Annotated in this window: 21 protein-coding genes; 15 read left to right on the top strand and 6 right to left on the bottom strand. The window is 69.8% G+C overall.

What is annotated here, in order from left to right:
• Window positions 1-12 precede the first annotated feature (12 nt).
• Complete coding sequence (gene hemC, locus AC07NB_RS16120) at window positions 13-960, bottom strand: hydroxymethylbilane synthase (RefSeq protein WP_494572219.1); 948 nt, start codon at window positions 958-960, stop codon at window positions 13-15.
• Window positions 961-1,007: 47 nt separating this feature from the next.
• Here hemC and tsaD point away from each other — a divergent pair, with 47 nt between their 5' ends.
• Window positions 1,008-2,138, top strand: a complete 1,131-nt coding sequence (tsaD, locus tag AC07NB_RS16115) for a tRNA (adenosine(37)-N6)-threonylcarbamoyltransferase complex transferase subunit TsaD (RefSeq protein ID WP_492311733.1) — start codon at window positions 1,008-1,010, stop codon at window positions 2,136-2,138.
• Here tsaD and AC07NB_RS16110 read toward each other — a convergent pair.
• Complete coding sequence (locus tag AC07NB_RS16110) at window positions 2,135-3,718, bottom strand: hypothetical protein (protein ID WP_494572218.1); 1,584 nt, start codon at window positions 3,716-3,718, stop codon at window positions 2,135-2,137. The genes tsaD and AC07NB_RS16110 overlap by 4 nt on opposite strands.
• A gap of 153 nt (window positions 3,719-3,871) precedes the next feature.
• On the opposite strand from AC07NB_RS16110, the gene AC07NB_RS16105 reads away from it, so the two are divergent.
• Window positions 3,872-4,870 carry an NAD(P)H-dependent glycerol-3-phosphate dehydrogenase gene (locus AC07NB_RS16105; RefSeq protein WP_494572217.1) on the top strand — a complete coding sequence of 333 codons (999 nt, stop codon included), beginning with the start codon at window positions 3,872-3,874 and terminating at the stop codon, window positions 4,868-4,870.
• Window positions 4,870-5,247, top strand: a complete 378-nt coding sequence (locus tag AC07NB_RS16100) for a Rieske (2Fe-2S) protein (RefSeq protein ID WP_494572216.1) — start codon at window positions 4,870-4,872, stop codon at window positions 5,245-5,247. Before AC07NB_RS16105 ends, AC07NB_RS16100 begins: the two co-directional genes overlap by 1 nt.
• Here the strand turns inward: AC07NB_RS16100 and AC07NB_RS16095 are convergent.
• Window positions 5,244-5,987 carry an SAM-dependent methyltransferase gene (locus tag AC07NB_RS16095; protein WP_494572215.1) on the bottom strand — a complete coding sequence of 248 codons (744 nt, stop codon included), beginning with the start codon at window positions 5,985-5,987 and terminating at the stop codon, window positions 5,244-5,246. The genes AC07NB_RS16100 and AC07NB_RS16095 overlap by 4 nt on opposite strands.
• Window positions 5,988-6,108: 121 nt before the next feature.
• On the opposite strand from AC07NB_RS16095, the gene AC07NB_RS16090 reads away from it, so the two are divergent.
• Genes AC07NB_RS16090 through AC07NB_RS16070 form a run of 5 tightly spaced genes read left to right on the top strand, consistent with a single transcriptional unit; the run spans window position 6,109 to window position 9,715 of the window.
• Window positions 6,109-6,678 carry a hypothetical protein gene (locus AC07NB_RS16090; RefSeq protein ID WP_494572214.1) on the top strand — a complete coding sequence of 190 codons (570 nt, stop codon included), beginning with the start codon at window positions 6,109-6,111 and terminating at the stop codon, window positions 6,676-6,678.
• Window positions 6,679-6,694: 16 nt separating this feature from the next.
• The gene (locus AC07NB_RS16085) at window positions 6,695-7,318 is read left to right on the top strand and encodes a hypothetical protein (RefSeq protein WP_291833175.1); all 624 of its coding nucleotides are present in this window, start codon (window positions 6,695-6,697) and stop codon (window positions 7,316-7,318) included.
• Between the two features lie 3 nt (window positions 7,319-7,321).
• Complete coding sequence (locus AC07NB_RS16080; RefSeq protein WP_291833178.1) at window positions 7,322-7,624, top strand: winged helix-turn-helix domain-containing protein; 303 nt, start codon at window positions 7,322-7,324, stop codon at window positions 7,622-7,624.
• A 31-nt stretch (window positions 7,625-7,655) separates the two neighbouring features.
• Window positions 7,656-8,435, top strand: a complete 780-nt coding sequence (locus AC07NB_RS16075; RefSeq protein ID WP_494572213.1) for a tyrosine-protein phosphatase — start codon at window positions 7,656-7,658, stop codon at window positions 8,433-8,435.
• The gene (locus AC07NB_RS16070) at window positions 8,432-9,715 is read left to right on the top strand and encodes an anthranilate synthase component I family protein (protein WP_494572212.1); all 1,284 of its coding nucleotides are present in this window, start codon (window positions 8,432-8,434) and stop codon (window positions 9,713-9,715) included. Before AC07NB_RS16075 ends, AC07NB_RS16070 begins: the two co-directional genes overlap by 4 nt.
• Here the strand turns inward: AC07NB_RS16070 and AC07NB_RS16065 are convergent.
• The 3 genes from AC07NB_RS16065 to AC07NB_RS16055 are packed head-to-tail and all read right to left on the bottom strand — an operon-like array spanning window position 9,712 to window position 11,216.
• Window positions 9,712-10,245 carry a TadE/TadG family type IV pilus assembly protein gene (locus AC07NB_RS16065; protein WP_492311726.1) on the bottom strand — a complete coding sequence of 178 codons (534 nt, stop codon included), beginning with the start codon at window positions 10,243-10,245 and terminating at the stop codon, window positions 9,712-9,714. The two genes, AC07NB_RS16070 and AC07NB_RS16065, sit on opposite strands and share 4 nt — an antisense overlap.
• Window positions 10,242-10,790 (bottom strand): TadE/TadG family type IV pilus assembly protein, encoded by a 549-nt coding sequence (locus AC07NB_RS16060; RefSeq protein WP_492311725.1) that lies wholly within the window; start codon window positions 10,788-10,790, stop codon window positions 10,242-10,244. Before AC07NB_RS16060 ends, AC07NB_RS16065 begins: the two co-directional genes overlap by 4 nt.
• Before the next feature lie 6 nt (window positions 10,791-10,796).
• On the bottom strand, window positions 10,797-11,216 hold the full coding sequence (locus AC07NB_RS16055) for a pilus assembly protein N-terminal domain-containing protein (RefSeq protein WP_291833192.1): 420 nt from the start codon (window positions 11,214-11,216) through the stop codon (window positions 10,797-10,799).
• 291 nt (window positions 11,217-11,507) lie between these two features.
• Between AC07NB_RS16055 and AC07NB_RS16050 the strand changes: the two genes are divergently transcribed.
• The 7 genes from AC07NB_RS16050 (at window position 11,508) to AC07NB_RS16020 (ending at window position 16,256) form a co-directional block, all read left to right on the top strand.
• A complete protein-coding gene (locus AC07NB_RS16050; RefSeq protein WP_291833195.1) occupies window positions 11,508-11,687 on the top strand; it encodes a Flp family type IVb pilin in 180 nt (59 codons plus the stop codon).
• A gap of 228 nt (window positions 11,688-11,915) precedes the next feature.
• Window positions 11,916-12,095, top strand: a complete 180-nt coding sequence (locus AC07NB_RS16045) for a Flp family type IVb pilin (protein WP_291833198.1) — start codon at window positions 11,916-11,918, stop codon at window positions 12,093-12,095.
• A gap of 235 nt (window positions 12,096-12,330) precedes the next feature.
• On the top strand, window positions 12,331-12,510 hold the full coding sequence (locus tag AC07NB_RS16040) for a Flp family type IVb pilin (protein WP_291833203.1): 180 nt from the start codon (window positions 12,331-12,333) through the stop codon (window positions 12,508-12,510).
• A gap of 102 nt (window positions 12,511-12,612) precedes the next feature.
• The gene (locus AC07NB_RS16035; RefSeq protein WP_494572211.1) at window positions 12,613-13,125 is read left to right on the top strand and encodes an A24 family peptidase; all 513 of its coding nucleotides are present in this window, start codon (window positions 12,613-12,615) and stop codon (window positions 13,123-13,125) included.
• A 112-nt stretch (window positions 13,126-13,237) separates the two neighbouring features.
• Window positions 13,238-14,161, top strand: coding sequence for a Flp pilus assembly protein CpaB (cpaB, locus tag AC07NB_RS16030; RefSeq protein ID WP_492311724.1), 924 nt, complete (start codon window positions 13,238-13,240; stop codon window positions 14,159-14,161).
• Between the two features lie 8 nt (window positions 14,162-14,169).
• A complete protein-coding gene (locus AC07NB_RS16025) occupies window positions 14,170-15,585 on the top strand; it encodes a type II and III secretion system protein family protein (RefSeq protein ID WP_492311723.1) in 1,416 nt (471 codons plus the stop codon).
• Window positions 15,586-15,596: 11 nt separating this feature from the next.
• A complete protein-coding gene (locus tag AC07NB_RS16020) occupies window positions 15,597-16,256 on the top strand; it encodes a CpaD family pilus assembly protein (RefSeq protein ID WP_494572230.1) in 660 nt (219 codons plus the stop codon).
• The last annotated feature ends 5 nt before the right edge of the window (window positions 16,257-16,261 follow it).

The raw sequence follows: 16,261 nt of genomic DNA, 5'->3' as shown, positions 1-16,261 counted from the left end.
GGCGGAGGCCGGTCAGGTCTCGATCCTCTGGTCGCCGCCGGCGGCGTGGACCTCGGCCCCCAGCCGCAGGCCCAGCGCACGGGCCTGGTCCTGCGCATCGGCGGCGTGGACGTCGCCGATCTCGCCCGACCGCCGCCAGCGGACCGAGCCGTCCGGAGCCAGCATTTCAGTGGTCAGGCGCAGATGGCCTTCCCCGATCTCGGCGTGGGCGCCGATCGCCGTGCGGCACGACCCTTCCAGCGCCGTCATCGCCCCGCGTTCGGCGGCCACGGCTAGGGCGGTCATGGGGTGGTTGAGGGCGGCCACCCAGGCCGCGCTTTCGCCCTCGCGCGTCTGCAGCGCCAGCGCGCCCTGGCCCGGGGCGGGCAGGAAGGCGTCCAGCGACAGCCGCTCGCGGATCACGTCCTCGAAGCCCAGCCGGTTCAGCCCCGACACGGCCAGCAGGATGGCTTCGAACTCGCCTTCCGCCAGCTTGCGCAGCCGGGTGTCGACATTGCCGCGCAGCATTTCGATCTTCAGGTCCGGCCGCAGCGCCAGCGCCTGCGCCTGACGCCGCAGCGAGGCCGTGCCCAGCCGGGCGCCCACGGGAAGGCTGTCGAAGCTCGCGAAGTCGGTGCTGACGAAGGCGTCGCGCGGGTCCTCGCGTTCAGGGACGGCGGCAATGCACAGGCCGCGCGGCTGTTCGGCGGGCACGTCCTTCATGGAATGGACGGCCACATCGACCCGGCCCTCCAGCAGGGCCTCCTCGATCTCCTTGGTGAACAGCGCCTTGCCGCCGATCTCCAGCAGGCGGCGGTCCTGCACCCGGTCGCCGGTGGTGAGGATCTCGACCAGCGGCACGGCCTCGGCCAGATCGGCGTCGGCCACCCCCATGGCCCGGCCTATGGCGCGCTGCATCATGCCCGACTGGGTGAGCGCCAGCTTGGATCGCCGAGTGCCGATGCGGATGGGAAAGGTCATGAGGCGTTGCGCGGGTCCGGCGGGGTCGCTACCTCGACCCCATGATGATGGCCGCCGACTATAGCAGCGAAAAGGGCCGGGCAACCGAAGCGCCCGACGCTGACCTGGTCGTGCTGGGTCTGGAGACCAGCTGCGACGAGACCGCGGCCTCGGTGGTGCGGCTGACCGGGGACGGCGCGGCCACGGTCCTGTCGTCGATCGTGCACAGCCAGATCGACGACCATGCGGCCTTCGGCGGCGTCGTGCCCGAGATCGCGGCGCGCAGCCATGTCGAGATGATCGACGGCGTCGCGCGTCGCGCGATGGCCGAGGCCGGGCTGGACTACGGCCAGCTGGACGGCGTCGCCGCCACGGCCGGGCCGGGCCTGGTCGGCGGAGTCATGGTGGGTCTGAGCTACGGCAAGGCCGTGGCCCTGGCCCGCGACCTGCCGCTGATCGCGGTCAACCATCTGGAGGGCCATGCCGTCTCCGCCCGGCTGGGCGAACCGGTGGCCTATCCCTTCCTGCTGCTGCTGGTCTCGGGCGGCCACTGCCAGTTGCTGGAGGTGCGCGGCGTCGGCGACATGACCCGGCTGGGCACGACCATCGACGACGCGGCGGGCGAGGCCTTCGACAAGATCGCGAAAGCGCTGGGGCTCGGCTACCCCGGTGGTCCGGCGCTGGAGAAATTGGCCGAGAGCGGCGACGGCGCCCGCTTCGATCTGCCGCGCGCCCTGCTGGGCCGCAAGGACTGCGATTTCTCCTTCTCGGGCCTTAAGACCGCCGCCTCGCGCCTGGCCGCGACCTGCGAGACCGACCAGGACAAGGCCGACCTCGCCGACGCCGTCCAGACCGCCATCGCCCGCCAGCTCGCCGAGCGCTCGGACCGGGCGCTGAAGGACTATGCGGACCTGCATGAACACCGCCTGTTCGTCGTCGCGGGCGGGGTGGCGGCCAACAGGACGATCCGGTCCACGCTCGAAGCGGTGGCGGCGAAGAACGGATTCGCCTTCCTCGCTCCGCCCATGGCCTACTGCACCGACAACGCGGCCATGATCGCCCTCGCCGGCGCGGAACGGCTGCGGAAGGGGCTGACCTCGGACATCGACACCGCCGCCCGGCCGCGCTGGCCGCTGGACGAACAGAAGGCCCTCGCCGATCCGGCCCACAAGCCGGGCCGCAAGGGCGCCAAGGCCTAGTTCAGTGCCAGCATGGGGGCTTCGGTGATCGCATAGGCGATCGGGGGCGCCAGCGGCTTGCCGCAAGGAACCTCGATGACCGCGTCGCTGTCGCGCCGGACCAGGCGGACCGGCTCGCTTGCGGCGCACCGCGCCTGCGCCGCCGCGAACGCCCCCGGCGCGGCGGTCAGCGGGTCGAACCCCTCGATCGTCTTTAGCGGAATCTCGCCGGTCAGCGGTCCGCACGCGCCTTCGTTGGCCAGCAGGACATAGCCCTCGCGGATGTAGAAGCCGGTGGAGCCGCCCGCCGTGCAGGCCTGGCCGTTCAGGTGCGAGAGGGTGGCGACGACGAGATTCTGGTCCGACGGCCGGTTCTCCCAGCGCACGCCGAAACCGGTCAGGCGCGCCTCGATCTCGGTCCAGCGGCTCTCGGCCGGGGCGTCGAACAGCAGGGCCGCCGCCGACCCAGGACCGAGGGCGGCCAGGAAGTCGGCCGGGCCGTATTCCGGCGTCCGATCCGCCCGGTCGATCAGGGTCTTCCAGACGTCGAACACCGACAGGGGCGCGCGGGAGACGCGGCGCAGGTCCATGTCGGCCAGCCATTGGACCACCACGCCGCAGTCGTAGACCGCCGAGCCCGAAGCCATCCGCTCGGCGGCGGATGGACGCGCTCCAACCCGCCGGCGGCAGGCGGTGAGGCGCTCCGACAGGCTCTCGCGCGCCTTCGCCTCCGTCATGCGGCCGGTGGTGACGGCGCCGATCAATGCCATGTATTCCGCTCCGCCCTCATGCAGCCAGGGCGTCCCCTCGGTGGGGCGAGCATGGTGGCTGTTCCAGAGATGGGCGGTCTCGTGGAAGGCGAAGGCGGCCACCGGCTCGAACGCACCGGCGTCCGGCGCGGTCCAGGACGCGCCGCTAAACCGGGCCGAGATGAGCCCGGTGTCGGTCACGTCGCCGCGAAAGCTCATCGGACCCGCGCCCTGGATCGTGGCGGAGAGGATCGGCGGCGTCGGCGGCGGCCCGAAGCGCGCGGAGAAGAAGCCGACGGCGTCATCGAAGGCGCCGAAGACCGTGTCGCGCAGCGCCGGCGGCAGGTCATCCGCCGCGATCGCCGAAGCACCGGACGGCAGGCGCCGGATGGCCGAGGCCGGGCCGAGGTAGACATAGCCGTCGGCCCTGTCGGCGGGCGTCAGCACCCAGCCTTCGGGAGCGGTCGTGGCCAGGGACGGAGCCTGGGCCGCGCCCTTCAGCGCCGGGGCGTAGAGCACATAGCCCGCGCCGACCCGCGTCAGGGCGATATAGCCGCGCCCTTCCTCGGTGCTGTCGGGGCGGAGCAGGATCGAGAAGCCGGCGCCGGGCGTCGCGAGGGTCACGCCTGCGGCGTCCAGTTCGGTCCCCTCGCTTTCCGGGCTCCAGTCGCTCCGCGCGACCCCGGGATCTGCGAACTCGAACCGCCCCGTCGGCGCCGTCAGCCGATAGCGGGCCGAGACCCCTTCAGGGGTCGGCGTCAGGGTCACATCCTGGCTGAGAGCCGGCGGCGCAAGGACGGCCATGACGCAGGCGGCCATGGCGCCCAGTCCCGTTGCATGACGTTTCCGCATCCTGATCCCTTGCGCCCGCCTGTCCATTCGCCAGATCTGGCAGGGCGCGGGGGACCGGGCAAATGAAGCTTTGGCCATCCGGAACGCGGTCGCGGCTTGGCAATTGGAGACCTCTCGTCCCATAGAGGGCGTTGAATACATACGGTGGGCTTTATGGAATTTCGCACCGCAGGGGTGATCGGCGCCGGCGCCTGGGGCACCGCCCTGGCCCAGGTCGCGGGTTGGGCCGGGCTGGACGTGTTGCTGCAGGCGCGCGAACCTGACGTGGTCGAGAGCATCCGCGAGCGCCGGATCAACGAGGCCTTCCTGCCGGGCGTGACCCTGGACGACCATATCTCCGTCACGACCGAACTGGCCGACCTGTCGTCCTGCGACGTCATTCTCGCCGTGCCGCCCGCCCAGCACATGCGTTCGACCCTGGCCGCCTTCGCCGCCCACCATCGGCCCGGCGTGCCGATCGTGCTCTGCTCCAAGGGCATCGAGCGCGGCTCGCTGAAGCTGATGACCGACGTCCTGGCCGAGACCATTCCCGCCGCCCCGGCCGCCGTCCTGTCGGGCCCCAGCTTCGCGGGCGAGGTCGCGCGCGGCCTGCCCAGCGCCGTCACCCTGGCCTGCGCCGACGAGGCGCTTGGCGAGGAACTGATGCTGACCCTGTCGGCCCCGGGCTTCCGCCCCTATCTGGCGACCGACCTGATCGGCGCCGAGGTCGGCGGAGCGATCAAGAACGTGCTGGCCATCGCCTGCGGCATGAGTGAGGGCAAGGGGCTGGGCCGCAGCGCCCACGCCGCCATCATCACCAGGGGCTTCGCCGAGATGACCCGCCTGGGCGTGGCGCTGGGGGGCCAAGCCGAGACGGTGGCGGGCCTGTGCGGCCTCGGGGACCTGGTCTTGACCTGCTCCAGCCCGCAGTCGCGCAACATGAGCCTGGGCCTCGCCCTGGGGCAGGGCCAGACCGTGGAGCAGGCGCTGGCCGGCAAGCGGTCGGTCGCCGAGGGCTATGAGTCGGCCCCCGCCGTGCGCGAACTGGCGACGAAGATGGGCGTCGACATGCCCATTTCACTCGCCGTCGCCGCCCTGCTGAACGGTGAGACCACGGTGGACGAGGTCATCGACAACCTGCTGTCCCGTCCGCTCAAGGTCGAGCGCGACTAGTGACGGACGCTTCCCAAGCCGAACGCAAGCGGGTCTGGAAGACGCCGCCGAATGTGGCCCTCTGCGCCGAGGCCGACATCGCCGACCCGGGCTCGCGCGCCTTTGTGCTGCAGATCGGCGAGGCCTTCTTCCACGGCTTCGTGGTGCGCAAGGACGGCCAGGTCGCGGGCTATGTCGACCGTTGTCCCCACCAGGGTTTCCCGCTGGCGATCGAGCTGGATCGCTATCTGACGCCGGACAGCTCCCTGATCCTGTGCGGCTGGCACGGGGCGGTGTTCGAGCCCCTGACCGGCGAATGCACCGGCGGTCCATGCGCGGGCGGGCGGCTGACGCCGTGGCCGGTTCAGGCGACGAACGGGATCATCCGGACGGCCTAGGCGCGCAGCAGGTACAGGCCGAAGCCGATAAACGGCCGGCCGAACTCCAGCACCATCTTCACCCGATCGGCGGCGGCCTGCACGGTCGCGGCCTCGGGCGCGTCCGGATGGGCCGCCAGCCAGTCCCGCGCGGCCGTGTCGGCCGCCGCCGCGTAGGCGTCGAACACGGCCCGCGGCGAGACTTCGGACCAGACTGTCTCGAAGCCGGCCGCCTGGGCTGCGTGTTTCCAGCCTGCATCATCCGTGTACTGATTGGTTGTCTCCGCGATCTGGCGCAACGGCGCGGGCGGTTCGGCGATCCACGCCAGATCGCCCCACAGCAGCCATCCGCCCGGCTTCAGTCGGGACTTCAGAAAGGCGAAACCGGCCTCGGGCGTCGGCCGGCCTTCGCCGTTGACGTTGGTGGTTCCCAGGGCGGTGATCAGGTCGAGCGGGGGCAGGTTCGCCAGCACATCCGCCGCCGCGCCGACGGCCAGATGGACCCGGTCATCAAGCCCGGCGGCGGCGATCCGCTCCCGCGCCAGACCGGCCATCACCGGGTCATACTCTATCGCCGTGACGTCCAGACCGAAGGCCTGCGCCATTCGGATCGCCACTCCGGCGTTCCCGGTCCCGACGTCGGCCGCCGAGGCGCCGGGCGACAGTCCGGCCCGAGCCAATGCGCCCTCGACGGACGCCATGGTCACGCCGTTGCAGACCTCCAGCGCCTCATAGGCGATGCGATTGTAGCTGGTGCTCATCAGGCCGTTGTGTCGCGGAGAAGGGGGGCGGGCAAGCGCTCACTTTCTGACGCAAACGAAGTACTTTACATTTCAAAGCTAGTCGTCTACACCGGCTTCATCGCAACCGGACTTCCTCTCCATGACCGCCGCCGTCCTCGCCCCGTCCCCCGATCAGGTTTCGCCGACGCTCGCCGTCGCCGCCGGGCGCGTGCTGGCCCTCGCCGGGACCGCCTTCGGCCTGGCCAACCTGTTCCAGTACGGCGTCCAGAGCGGCCTGCTGCATCTTCACCCCGCGGTCCTTTCGCTGAGCTGGCCGATCACGGTGGGCGTCTTCCTGTTCGCCCTGGCCCGCCTGCGCCGCATCGGCGGGGACAACGGGCGCCGGGCCGCCGTCTGGTCCCGTTTCGGCATCGCCGCCATGATCGGCGCGGCCCTGATCCTGCTGGCCGTCTCCTTCGTCCGGCAGGACTTCACCACCATGTTCTGGATGACGCCCGTTGGCATCGGCCTCTACGCCGTCGCCTGGACCACGGCCGCCGTTCGCGGCCGCCGCGGCTGGATGATGGCTCCGGCGCTCGGCGCCGTCTGCGCTGTCGGCGGCGCGGTCTCGGTACTGGGAACGCCCCAGCAGTATCTCGTCTACGCCGTCGCTCTGTTCGCCTTCGTCCTCATCCCCGGCGCCTGGCTGGCGTCCGGCCGCAAGGCCTGAAAGAAATGACCCTCATATGACCGACTCAGACAATGCCCCCGCCGACATCGCCTGGCTGCGCCAACTGGCCGAGGAGAACGGGACCGGCCCGATGCGCGGGGCCTCGATCCTGCTGGCCGCCGGCCTGATCTACGGCGTGACCAGCCTGGTTCACTGGGCCCATATGACCGGGCTGATCCTGCCGCAGTACGCCGCCGCCGGGATCGAGTGGCTGATCGCCACCGGCGTCTTCCTCGTGGTCTGCTTCACCATCAGCATCCGTCTGCACCGGGCCGGGGGCGTCCGCACCGGCGCCCAGCGCGCCATCGGCACGGTCTGGTCGGCGGTCGGCTGGGGCATCTTCGCCCTCTTCGCCTCCATGACCATGGTCAGCGTCCGCCTGGGGGCGGATCAGAACGGGATGATCTTCTGGCTGGTGCCGTCGATCGTCATGGTCTTCTACGGCATGGGCTGGGCTGTCACGGCCGCCATGCTGAAGTCCCGCCCGCTGCTGGTGCTGGCGGTCGGCTCCTTCCTGTCCGCCCCGTTGATGGGCCTCTTCGCCGGTTCGGCCGCTATCTATCTCGCCTACGCCGCCGCCCTGTTCCTGCTGATGGCCCTGCCGGGCTTCCTGCTGATGCGCCAGTCGAAGTCGGCCTGATCCATGGCTGACGAGTTCGACATCAACCGGATCGACGACGTCATCCATGGACGGGTCCGGCTGGGCATCATGGCGGTGCTGGCCGGAGTCGACAGCGCCGACTTCAACACCCTGAAGACCCGGCTGCAGACGACGGACGGCAATCTGTCCGTCCACCTGCGAAAGCTTGAGGACGCCGGCTTCGTCGCGGTCAACAAACGGTTCGAGGGGCGCAAGCCCCTGACCGAAGCCTCGATGACGCCCGCCGGACGCAAGGCCTTCGTGGCCTATCTCGACACCATGCAGGGCCTTGTCGGGAAGGCGTGACGCGACCCGTGTCAGGGGCTAGACGGGACGGATGACGGACCGCATCCACCGCTTCGACGCCCTCGACAATTTCCGGGACTATGGCGACTACGACACCGCCGCGGGCCGCCGGATCGCCACCGGCCGCCTGTTCCGCTCGGCCCATCAGGCGCGGGTCTCGGACGCGGACCTGGAGCGGCTGGGCGGTCTCGGTATCGGCACGATCGTCGATCTGCGCCGCCCCGGCGAGCGCCGGGACCAGCCCTCGAAGCGGCCGGCCGGCTGGACCGGCCAGGTGCTGGACAGCGATCTCGGTCCCAACGGCGAGGCCCCGCACATCACCTTCCTGAAGACCTCGGACCTGACGATCGATGCGGGCCGGACCTTCATGACCGGCGTCTACCGCACCCTGCCGTACGAGCCCGCCCACCTGGACCTGTTCGCCCGCTATTTCAGGGCGCTCGGCGAGGGTGACGGCGCGGTCCTGATCCACTGCGCGGCGGGCAAGGATCGCACCGGCACGCTGGCGGCCCTGACCCACCATCTGCTCGGCGTCCATCACGACGACCTGATCGCCGACTACATGCTGACCAACACCGCCGTGGATCTGGAAGGCATGGCCCCCAAGGTGGCGCGCCAGCTGGAGAAGGTGACGGGCCGGGCTCCCGCCCATGACGCCGTCATCGCCTTCCTCGGCGTCGAGCCGGTCTATCTGGAGACCGCCTTCGCCGGGATCGAGGACCGGCACGGTTCGCTCGACGCCTATCTGGAACAGGCGCTGGGCGTGGATTCGGCCCTGCGCGACCGTATCGGCGAGCGGCTGTCGGCGTGACCTTCCGGGCCGTCGAGCGGCGACCCCTGCCGTGGCGCGAGCCCCTCGCCGCCGCCGCCGGACTGCGCCATCGCGATGGGGCGCTGGCCCTGCTGTCCGACGGCGGGCCGTTGGGGCGTTGGTCCTTCGTCGCCGCCGATCCGGACCGGGTGGTGATCGAACCGGTCGAAACCGGGCTGGCCCGTCTGCGTGATCCGGACTTCGCCGACGGCGCGGTCGGCCTGCTGGCCTATGACGCCGGGGCCCGGCCGGCGACCGGGCCCCGCCCCTCGATCTGGCCCGACCTGATGCTGGCCCGCTATCCGTCGATGCTGGTCTTCGATCATCGGGACCGCACGGTCCTCGCCGTCGGGCGTGGCGCGGACGTCGAGGCCGCCAGGGCCGCCGCCGGGGTCGCCCAGGGCTGGTTCGCCGCCGCCGCCGAGCCGGTCACCCCACCGCCGCCCGCCGCCCGTCTGAACCCCGAGGCCCCGTCCGCCGCCTATGAGGCCGCGGTCGCCGCCGTCGTCGCCCGTATCGCCGCAGGGGACCTGTTCCAGGCTAATATCGCCCGGGCCTGGACCGGCGCGCTGCATCCCGGCGCCGATCCGTTCGACGTGCTGTTGCGGCTGGCCGACCGCGCCTCGGCCTACGGCGCCTTCTGGCGGCTGGGCGATCGGGCGATCGTGTCCAACTCGCCGGAACTGTTCCTGACGCTGGACGGCGACCGCATCGAGACCCGGCCGATCAAGGGCACCCGTCCACGTGATCCGGACCCCGCCCGCGACGCCGCTCTCGCCGACGACCTGCAGGCCAGCGCCAAGGATCGGGCCGAGAACCTGATGATCGTCGATCTGATGCGTAACGACCTGGCCCGGGCGGCCGTGCCCGGCTCGGTCGCGGTGGAAAGGCTGTTCGAGGTCGAACGGCTGGCCACGGTGCATCACCTCGTCTCGACGGTGACGGCGCGGGCGCGACCGGGTGTCGGGCCCGCCGACCTGCTGGAGGCGACCTTTCCGCCCGGCTCCATCACCGGCGCGCCCAAGCATCAGGCCATGAAGGTCATCGCAGGCCACGAACCGCCGCGTGGTCCCTGGTGCGGCAGTCTGTTCTACATCGCGGACGGACGGATGACGGCCTCGGTGCTGATCCGCACCGCGGCGTTCGAGCGGATGTCGGGAGAGTGGCGGTTCCGCACCCTGGCCGGGGCGGGCATCGTCGCCGACAGCGATCCCGCCGCCGAACTGGCCGAGACCGAAGCCAAGATCCGCGCCCTGCGCGAGGCTCTGACGGGCGACTAGCAGTCCGAGCAGAGCGTCTTGTCGCTGACGCGCGGGCGCAGATAGTAGGTGTGCGAGAATTTGGTGATGTTCGGCATCAGATAATCGGCGGGCGAGTCATAGTCGTAGGTCGCCTCGGAGATGATCAGGCTCTGACCGTCGGTCAGCAGGTCCGAAGGAATGGTCACCTGGTCGCCCTTGAGCAGCGCGGTCATGCCGTCGCCCCGGCTCCAGTCGACCTTCACCAGGTTTCCGGTCCGCGTGACGCTGGTGACGCGCTGCTTCAGCGCCGTCGTCGAGAACGGCTTCATGATCAGGGAGCCGATCTTGAAGATGTCGGTCACATTGGCCTTGGTGACGGTCTCTTCCTGCGCGATCAGGTCGGCGACCGCGGCGGAGACGTGGCCCATCCGCTTCTGGGCCATGTAGCCCTGACAGAATTCGGACAGGCCCAGATAGAAGGCGATCAGCACGGGCGCCAGCAGGGCGAACTCCACCGCCGAAATGCCCCGCTCGTCGCCGGCCAGTCGTCTGAACAGGGACCGGGTCATGCGGGTTCGTTCCGGAAGGCGGTGGTCGCGGTCATCCGCACGGTGCCGTCCTTCAGCCGCGACAGGCCCTGGGCCATGAAGGTGGTCAGCAGGGGCACCTTGTACCAGGAGCGCACCAGCACCAGGTCGCCGGGCTGGCCGTTCGCATAGGTCAGGCCGGATTCGCTGAAGGTCCCGCCGGCCATGGGATCCGGCGGCATGGTGTTGAACTGGGGAATGACCCGCACGTCCACGGTCAGCCGGTCGGGGCAGTCGGCGGCGAAGATGCTCATCCGCGCACAGACGCCCGACTTGAACACGGCGGCGGTCATGCCCGAGTCCTTGGCCTGACCGGTGCGGATCAGGCGGCCCTGTTCGATGGTGGCGTTCTCCAGCACGGAGTCAGTGACGAACACCAGGCCCAGTTCGAGGATGGCGAACATCATCAGGCAGAAGGGGAGGGCGACCATGGCGAACTCGACCGCCGCCGAGCCTTCGCGGGCGCGCGACGGTCCACGCCGTGAACGGCGGGCCGGCTCCGTTCCGGAAGATCTGATCTCCGCCACCGGGCCTTAAGGCGTCGGAGCTTCGGCGGTGGAACCCGAGGTCCCGCGCACCGAGGGCGAGCACGAACTGGCGCAGGCCATTTCCGTGGCCTGACCGCCGCGCCACACGCGCACCCGGCCGCCGCCGTCGCCCGAGGTGACGACCACCTGGCTCTGGAAGACGGTGCGGCCGATCGGATCGACGGCGATGACCTCGGTCACGCCGTATCCCTTGCCCGTAATATAGAGGGTGTTGGAATCGACCACGGTCACGTCGGCGATCTGGGGGTTGCCGACGATGACCGAGCCGGCCGCGCCGCGCAGTTGCACCCGCCGCGCCTGATCGATCTCGACATTCAGGCTGGCGGACTGGGCCGCGACGATCGCCGGCGCGGCCAGGACGGCGGCGGCGGCGACGACAGCGGCGAGGCGGATCGGGTGGATCATGGCGACGTCTTCCAATGAACGGGCGCGCGCGTGAGCGTGAGCCGGACAGTGCGTCGGCAATCCTCAAGAAAGTCTGAAATGACGCCCGGAGAGGCGCTGAAACGCCCGCCCCGTCCATCTTCAGCAAACGTCGTCGGAGTTTTTTAGAGTAAATCCGACAGTAACCAAGAGCGAAGACCGGGCCTTAACCGATATGGGCGATAACCATCCTGCGTTTTGGGGGTCAAGCGGGCTGCCGGCTCCCCCCTCGTCAGTTAGCTCGCAACACCTCTATCCAAAAGGATCCAAGCCATGACCAAGTTCGTTTCGAAGTTCATGTCCGACGAGTCGGGCGCCACCGCCATCGAGTATGGCCTGATCGCCGCCCTGATCGCCGTCGTGATCATTTCGGCCGTGACCGCCCTGGGCACGACCATCAAGACCAAGTTCAACGCCGTCGTGACCGGCATGGGCGGAACCGCCGGCGCCTAAGGCCCGACGCAACGTCTTGAAACCGGCGAAGGGCCGGGGCGGAAACGCCCCGGCCCTTCTGCTGTCGCAAAGGCTTCGGGCCGCTCATTCAGGTAAACGCGTCAGTAAACATGTTCGTACGCGCAGGCTTAATGCGGTTCGTACATCATATTCTCAGTACAAGGGGGCGGACGGGAAACCGGCTTCCCCGGCTGCAACCAGTCGACCCCGCAGGGGAAGGGAAATCCGATGACCAAGTTCGTTTCGAAATTCATGTCCGACGAGTCGGGCGCCACCGCCATCGAGTACGGCCTGATCGCCGCCCTGATCGCCGTCGTGATCATCTCGGCCGTGACCGCCCTGGGCACGACCATTAAGACCAAGTTCAACTCGGTCGTGACCGGCATGGGCGGAACCGCCGGCGCCTAAGGCCCGACGCAACGTCTTGAAACCGGCGAGGGGCCGGGGTGGAAACGCCCCGGCCCTTTTGCTTGTTCAAAGGTCCGCTGATTGCTGTGTACGGTAAACGACACAGTAAACACTTTTGTATGCTCAAGCTTAACCTGAGCCGTACAGTCTTTCCCTCGTTCAGGGGGCAAGGCGGGCGACCGGCTTTCCCCGACTGCCTCAACAGTCGATCCCAAGCGGGAAAAGGGAAAATCCGATGACCAAGTTCGTTTCGAAGTTCATGTCCGACGAGTCGGGCGCTACCGCGATCGAGTACGGCCTGATCGCCGCCCTCATCGCTGTTGTGATCATTTCGGCCGTGACCGCCCTGGGCACGACCATCAAGACCAAGTTCAACGACGTCGTGACCGGCATGGGCGGCACCGCCGGCGCCTAACCCGCGCTTCGGGACTGCAAGACGGGGGGCCGGAGCGGGAACGCTCCGGCCCTTTCGTTTGGGAAACGCGGTCTTAACCGCGTCGGTGGCACAAGACGGGACATGGATATCGTCTCCCTGATCCTTCTCAGCGTCATGCCCGCGCTCGTCATCGTGGCGGGTCTGAAGGACCTGACCACCATGCGGATCCCGAATTGGATCTCGCTGCTGCTGATCGTCTTCTTCTTTCCGGCGGCCCTGGCCGTCGGCCTGCCGCTGACAACCCTGGCGATCCACATCGGCGTGGCTTTGGCCGCCCTGCTGGTCGGCGCCGGCATGTTCGCCCTGCGCTGGATCGGCGGCGGGGACGCCAAACTGATGGCCGCGGCCTGCCTGTGGCTGGGTCTGGAGGGATCGGGCATGTTCCTGCTGTGGACCGGGGTGATGGGCGGTCTGTTCTGCCTGGCCCTGCTGTTCGCCCGCTTCCACTCGCGCCCCTATCTGGCCGGCGCACCCGGCTGGGTTGTCAGCCTGATGGAGCCCAAGGGCGACATTCCGTATGGCGTCGCCATCGCCGCGGGAGCCCTTCTCGCCTATCCGGCCTCGACCCTGATGGCGCTTTTCAGCGCGGGTTAAGCCGGCCTGGGGGCGACTTAGGTCCGCGTTAACCCGCACCCGGCATGGTCGTTAACGGTAGGGGGCCGAAGGACCGATTCACGCGTCCGGGAAGGCCCGCCGGAGACCGTCGATGAAGCCTGCCCGTATCATCGTGATCTGCATCGCCGCCGTGGCCGCCATCGGCCTGGCGCTGGTGGTTCGCGCCATGGGCTCGCCCTCGGGGCAGCCTGCCGCCGTCGCCACCGCCGCGCCCGTCGAGTCCCGGCCGATGGCCAAGGTACTGGTCGCCGCCAAGGACCTCCAGCCCGGCCAGCGCCTGGCCGAGGGCGACATGGAATGGAAGGACTGGCCGGTCGACGAGGTCAATCCGGTCTTCATCACCGACGGCACGGTGCCGATCCCCGCGGCCGCCACGGCCGCCCCGGCCCAGCCGGCCGAGGACGATAAGCCCGCGGGCGCGGTCGCCTCGGTGACCCGCGCCGCGACCAACCTGGCCACCGGCGGCGCCAAGGCCGACTACATCGGCTCTGTCGTTCGCGAACCCATTCTGGCGGGCGAGCCCATCGTCATGCGCAAGATCGTCCGTGCGGGCGACAGCGGCTACATGGCCGCCTATCTGGAGCCCGGCATGCGCGCCATGGCCATCCGGGTGACGGTAGAGACCGCCGCCGGCGGCTTCATCCTTCCGGGCGACCGCGTCGACGTGGTCCTCACCCGCGAGACCAATCTGGCGAACGCCGGCGCGGCCGAGGGCGACCGCGCGAAATTCACTTCGGCCACCGTGATGCAGAACATCAAGGTCCTGGCCATCGACCAGTCGACCCGCGCCGGGGATGACGAACAGGCCGTGATCGGCGCCACCGCGACGCTCGAGGTCGGCCCCCGCGACGCCGAGGCCCTGGCCCTGGCCAAGTCGGAAGGCGAGCTGAGCCTGGTCCTGCGCTCCTATGCCGACACCGCCGGCCCGTCCGGCCGCGTCGCCGCTCCGGCCCGGCAGTCCGCCGCGGTGCGCGTCTACCGCGGCGGCGCTCCTGAAGTTGTGGTGGTCCAATGAAACGCCCGATGAAGCATCTTGCCGCCATCGCCCTCGCGGGTCTCACGGTCGTCGCCACCGCGCCGACCCCGTCGGCCTGGGCCCAGAGCCGGGCCGCCGTCGCCATGGGGTCGCAGTCGCAGCTGATCAGCCTGCCGCGCGGGTCGTCCATGGCGGTCGACTTGCCTGCCGACGCCCGCGACGTGATCGTGCCCAACCCCCTGGTTGCCGAGGCCATGCTGCACTCGCCGCGCCGCATCACCATCATCGGCCTGCAGCCGGGCGAGACCGACGCGGTGGTGCTGGACAGCGCCGGCCGCACCATCCTGTCGCTGCGCGTTCGCGTCGATGCGGGGACCTCGGCCCTTCAGGACACGCTGAACCGGGTCATGCCGAACGCCAACGTCCACGCCGAGGCGGTCAACGACAGCGTCATTCTGACCGGCACCGTCTACAGCCCCGGCGAGGCGGACCGCGCCAGCCAGGTGGCCCGCGCCTTCGTGTCCGCGCCCGAGAAGGTCATCAACATGATGACCATCGCCGGTTCCGACCAGGTGATGGTCCGTGCCCGGATCGTCGAGGTCCAGCGCACCGCCATCAAGCAGCTGGGCTTTGACGCGACGGCCGTTCTGGCCAGTGTCGGCAACGGTCTGTCGCTGACCCAGGGCGCGACCTTCGCGGTCAACGGCAACCAGCTGGGCGGCGGCATCATCCGCTACCAGGACGGCGCCGGCGACGGCTCCAGCGTGAACACCGCCCTGCGCGCCTTCGAACGCGCCGGCCTGGTGCGCATCCTGGCCGAGCCGAACATCACCACCGCCAACGGCGAGGCCGCCGAATTCCTGGCCGGTGGTGAATTCCCGGTCCCGGTGGGCCAGGAAACCACCGAGAGCTCGACCAAGATCACCGTCCAGTTCAAGCCGTACGGCGTGCGTCTGGCCGTGCGCCCCATCGTCCTGTCGGCGGGCCGCATCTCGCTTCAGCTGTCGACCGAAGTCTCCGAACTGACCCAGGTCGGCGCCTTCACCCTGGGGGCCGGTGCGGATCGCACCCTGGTCATTCCGGGCCTGAACGTGCGCCGGGCGTCGAACACGGTCGAACTGCCCTCGGGCGGGTCTCTGATGATCGCCGGCCTGCTGCGCGAGGACACCCGCCAGAACATCGACTCCCTGCCGGCGCTCGGCGATCTGCCGGTGCTGGGCGCCCTGTTCCGGTCGCGCGACTACATCTCCGGCGAGACCGAGCTGGTCATCATCATCGAGGCCTACATCGTCTCGCCGACCGGCGCCGGGACCATGCAGACGCCCGCTGACGGCCTTCAGGTCGCCAACGACGCCCAGACCCTGCTGTTCGGCCAGTTGGACCAGCACTATGCGCCCCGTGGCGGGGCCGTGGTCGCCGCCGGAGCCGGCTGGTCCGGCCCGGTCGGCTATGTGATCGAATGAGGGTCTCCGTGATGCGCTCCCTGTTCCTGTCCCTGTCGGCCGCCGCCCTGCTGGCCGGCTGCGCCTCGACCGGCGGCGTCGATACGACGCCGATGAATCCGCTGTCGCGCTATTCGCTGCGCGTCGAGCCCGGCCTCGACCGCATCGCCCTGGCGGTGCACGAGGAGGGCCTGTCGCCGACCCAGATGGGCGCCCTGAACGACCTGGCGGCCCGCTACGCCGCGACCGGCATGGGCCGCGTGCGGGTGCAGGCTCCGTCCGGCGACGACCCCGTCGCGTCGCGCCAGACCTGGGCTGTCCGCTCGGCCCTCGAGGCCGCGGGTGTCCCGGGCCAGAACATCGAGGTTCTCGGCTACGACGCGCCGGATCCCCGGGCGCCCGTTCTGGCCGGTTTCGAGACCGTTCGTGCGGTGATCCCGAATTGCGCCGCCGAGCCGCGCAACATGGGCGGCCGCTTCTCGAACGCGTCGTCGATCGGGCTGGGCTGCGCCATCAACGCCAACATCGCCGCCCAGATCGCCGATCCGCGCGACATCCTGGGCGCCCGCGCCATGACCCCGACCGATCCGGGCCGCGCCGCCATCGTGTTCGACAAGTACCGCAAGGGCGAAATGGCTTCGGCGCCGCAGGAAACCCTGGTCGAGGGCGCGATCGCCCAGGCCGTGGAATAAACCCC

Source organism: Brevundimonas sp. GW821-FHT09G01 (assembly GCF_059416065.1).
This window is presented reverse-complemented; position numbering and strand designations above follow the sequence as displayed.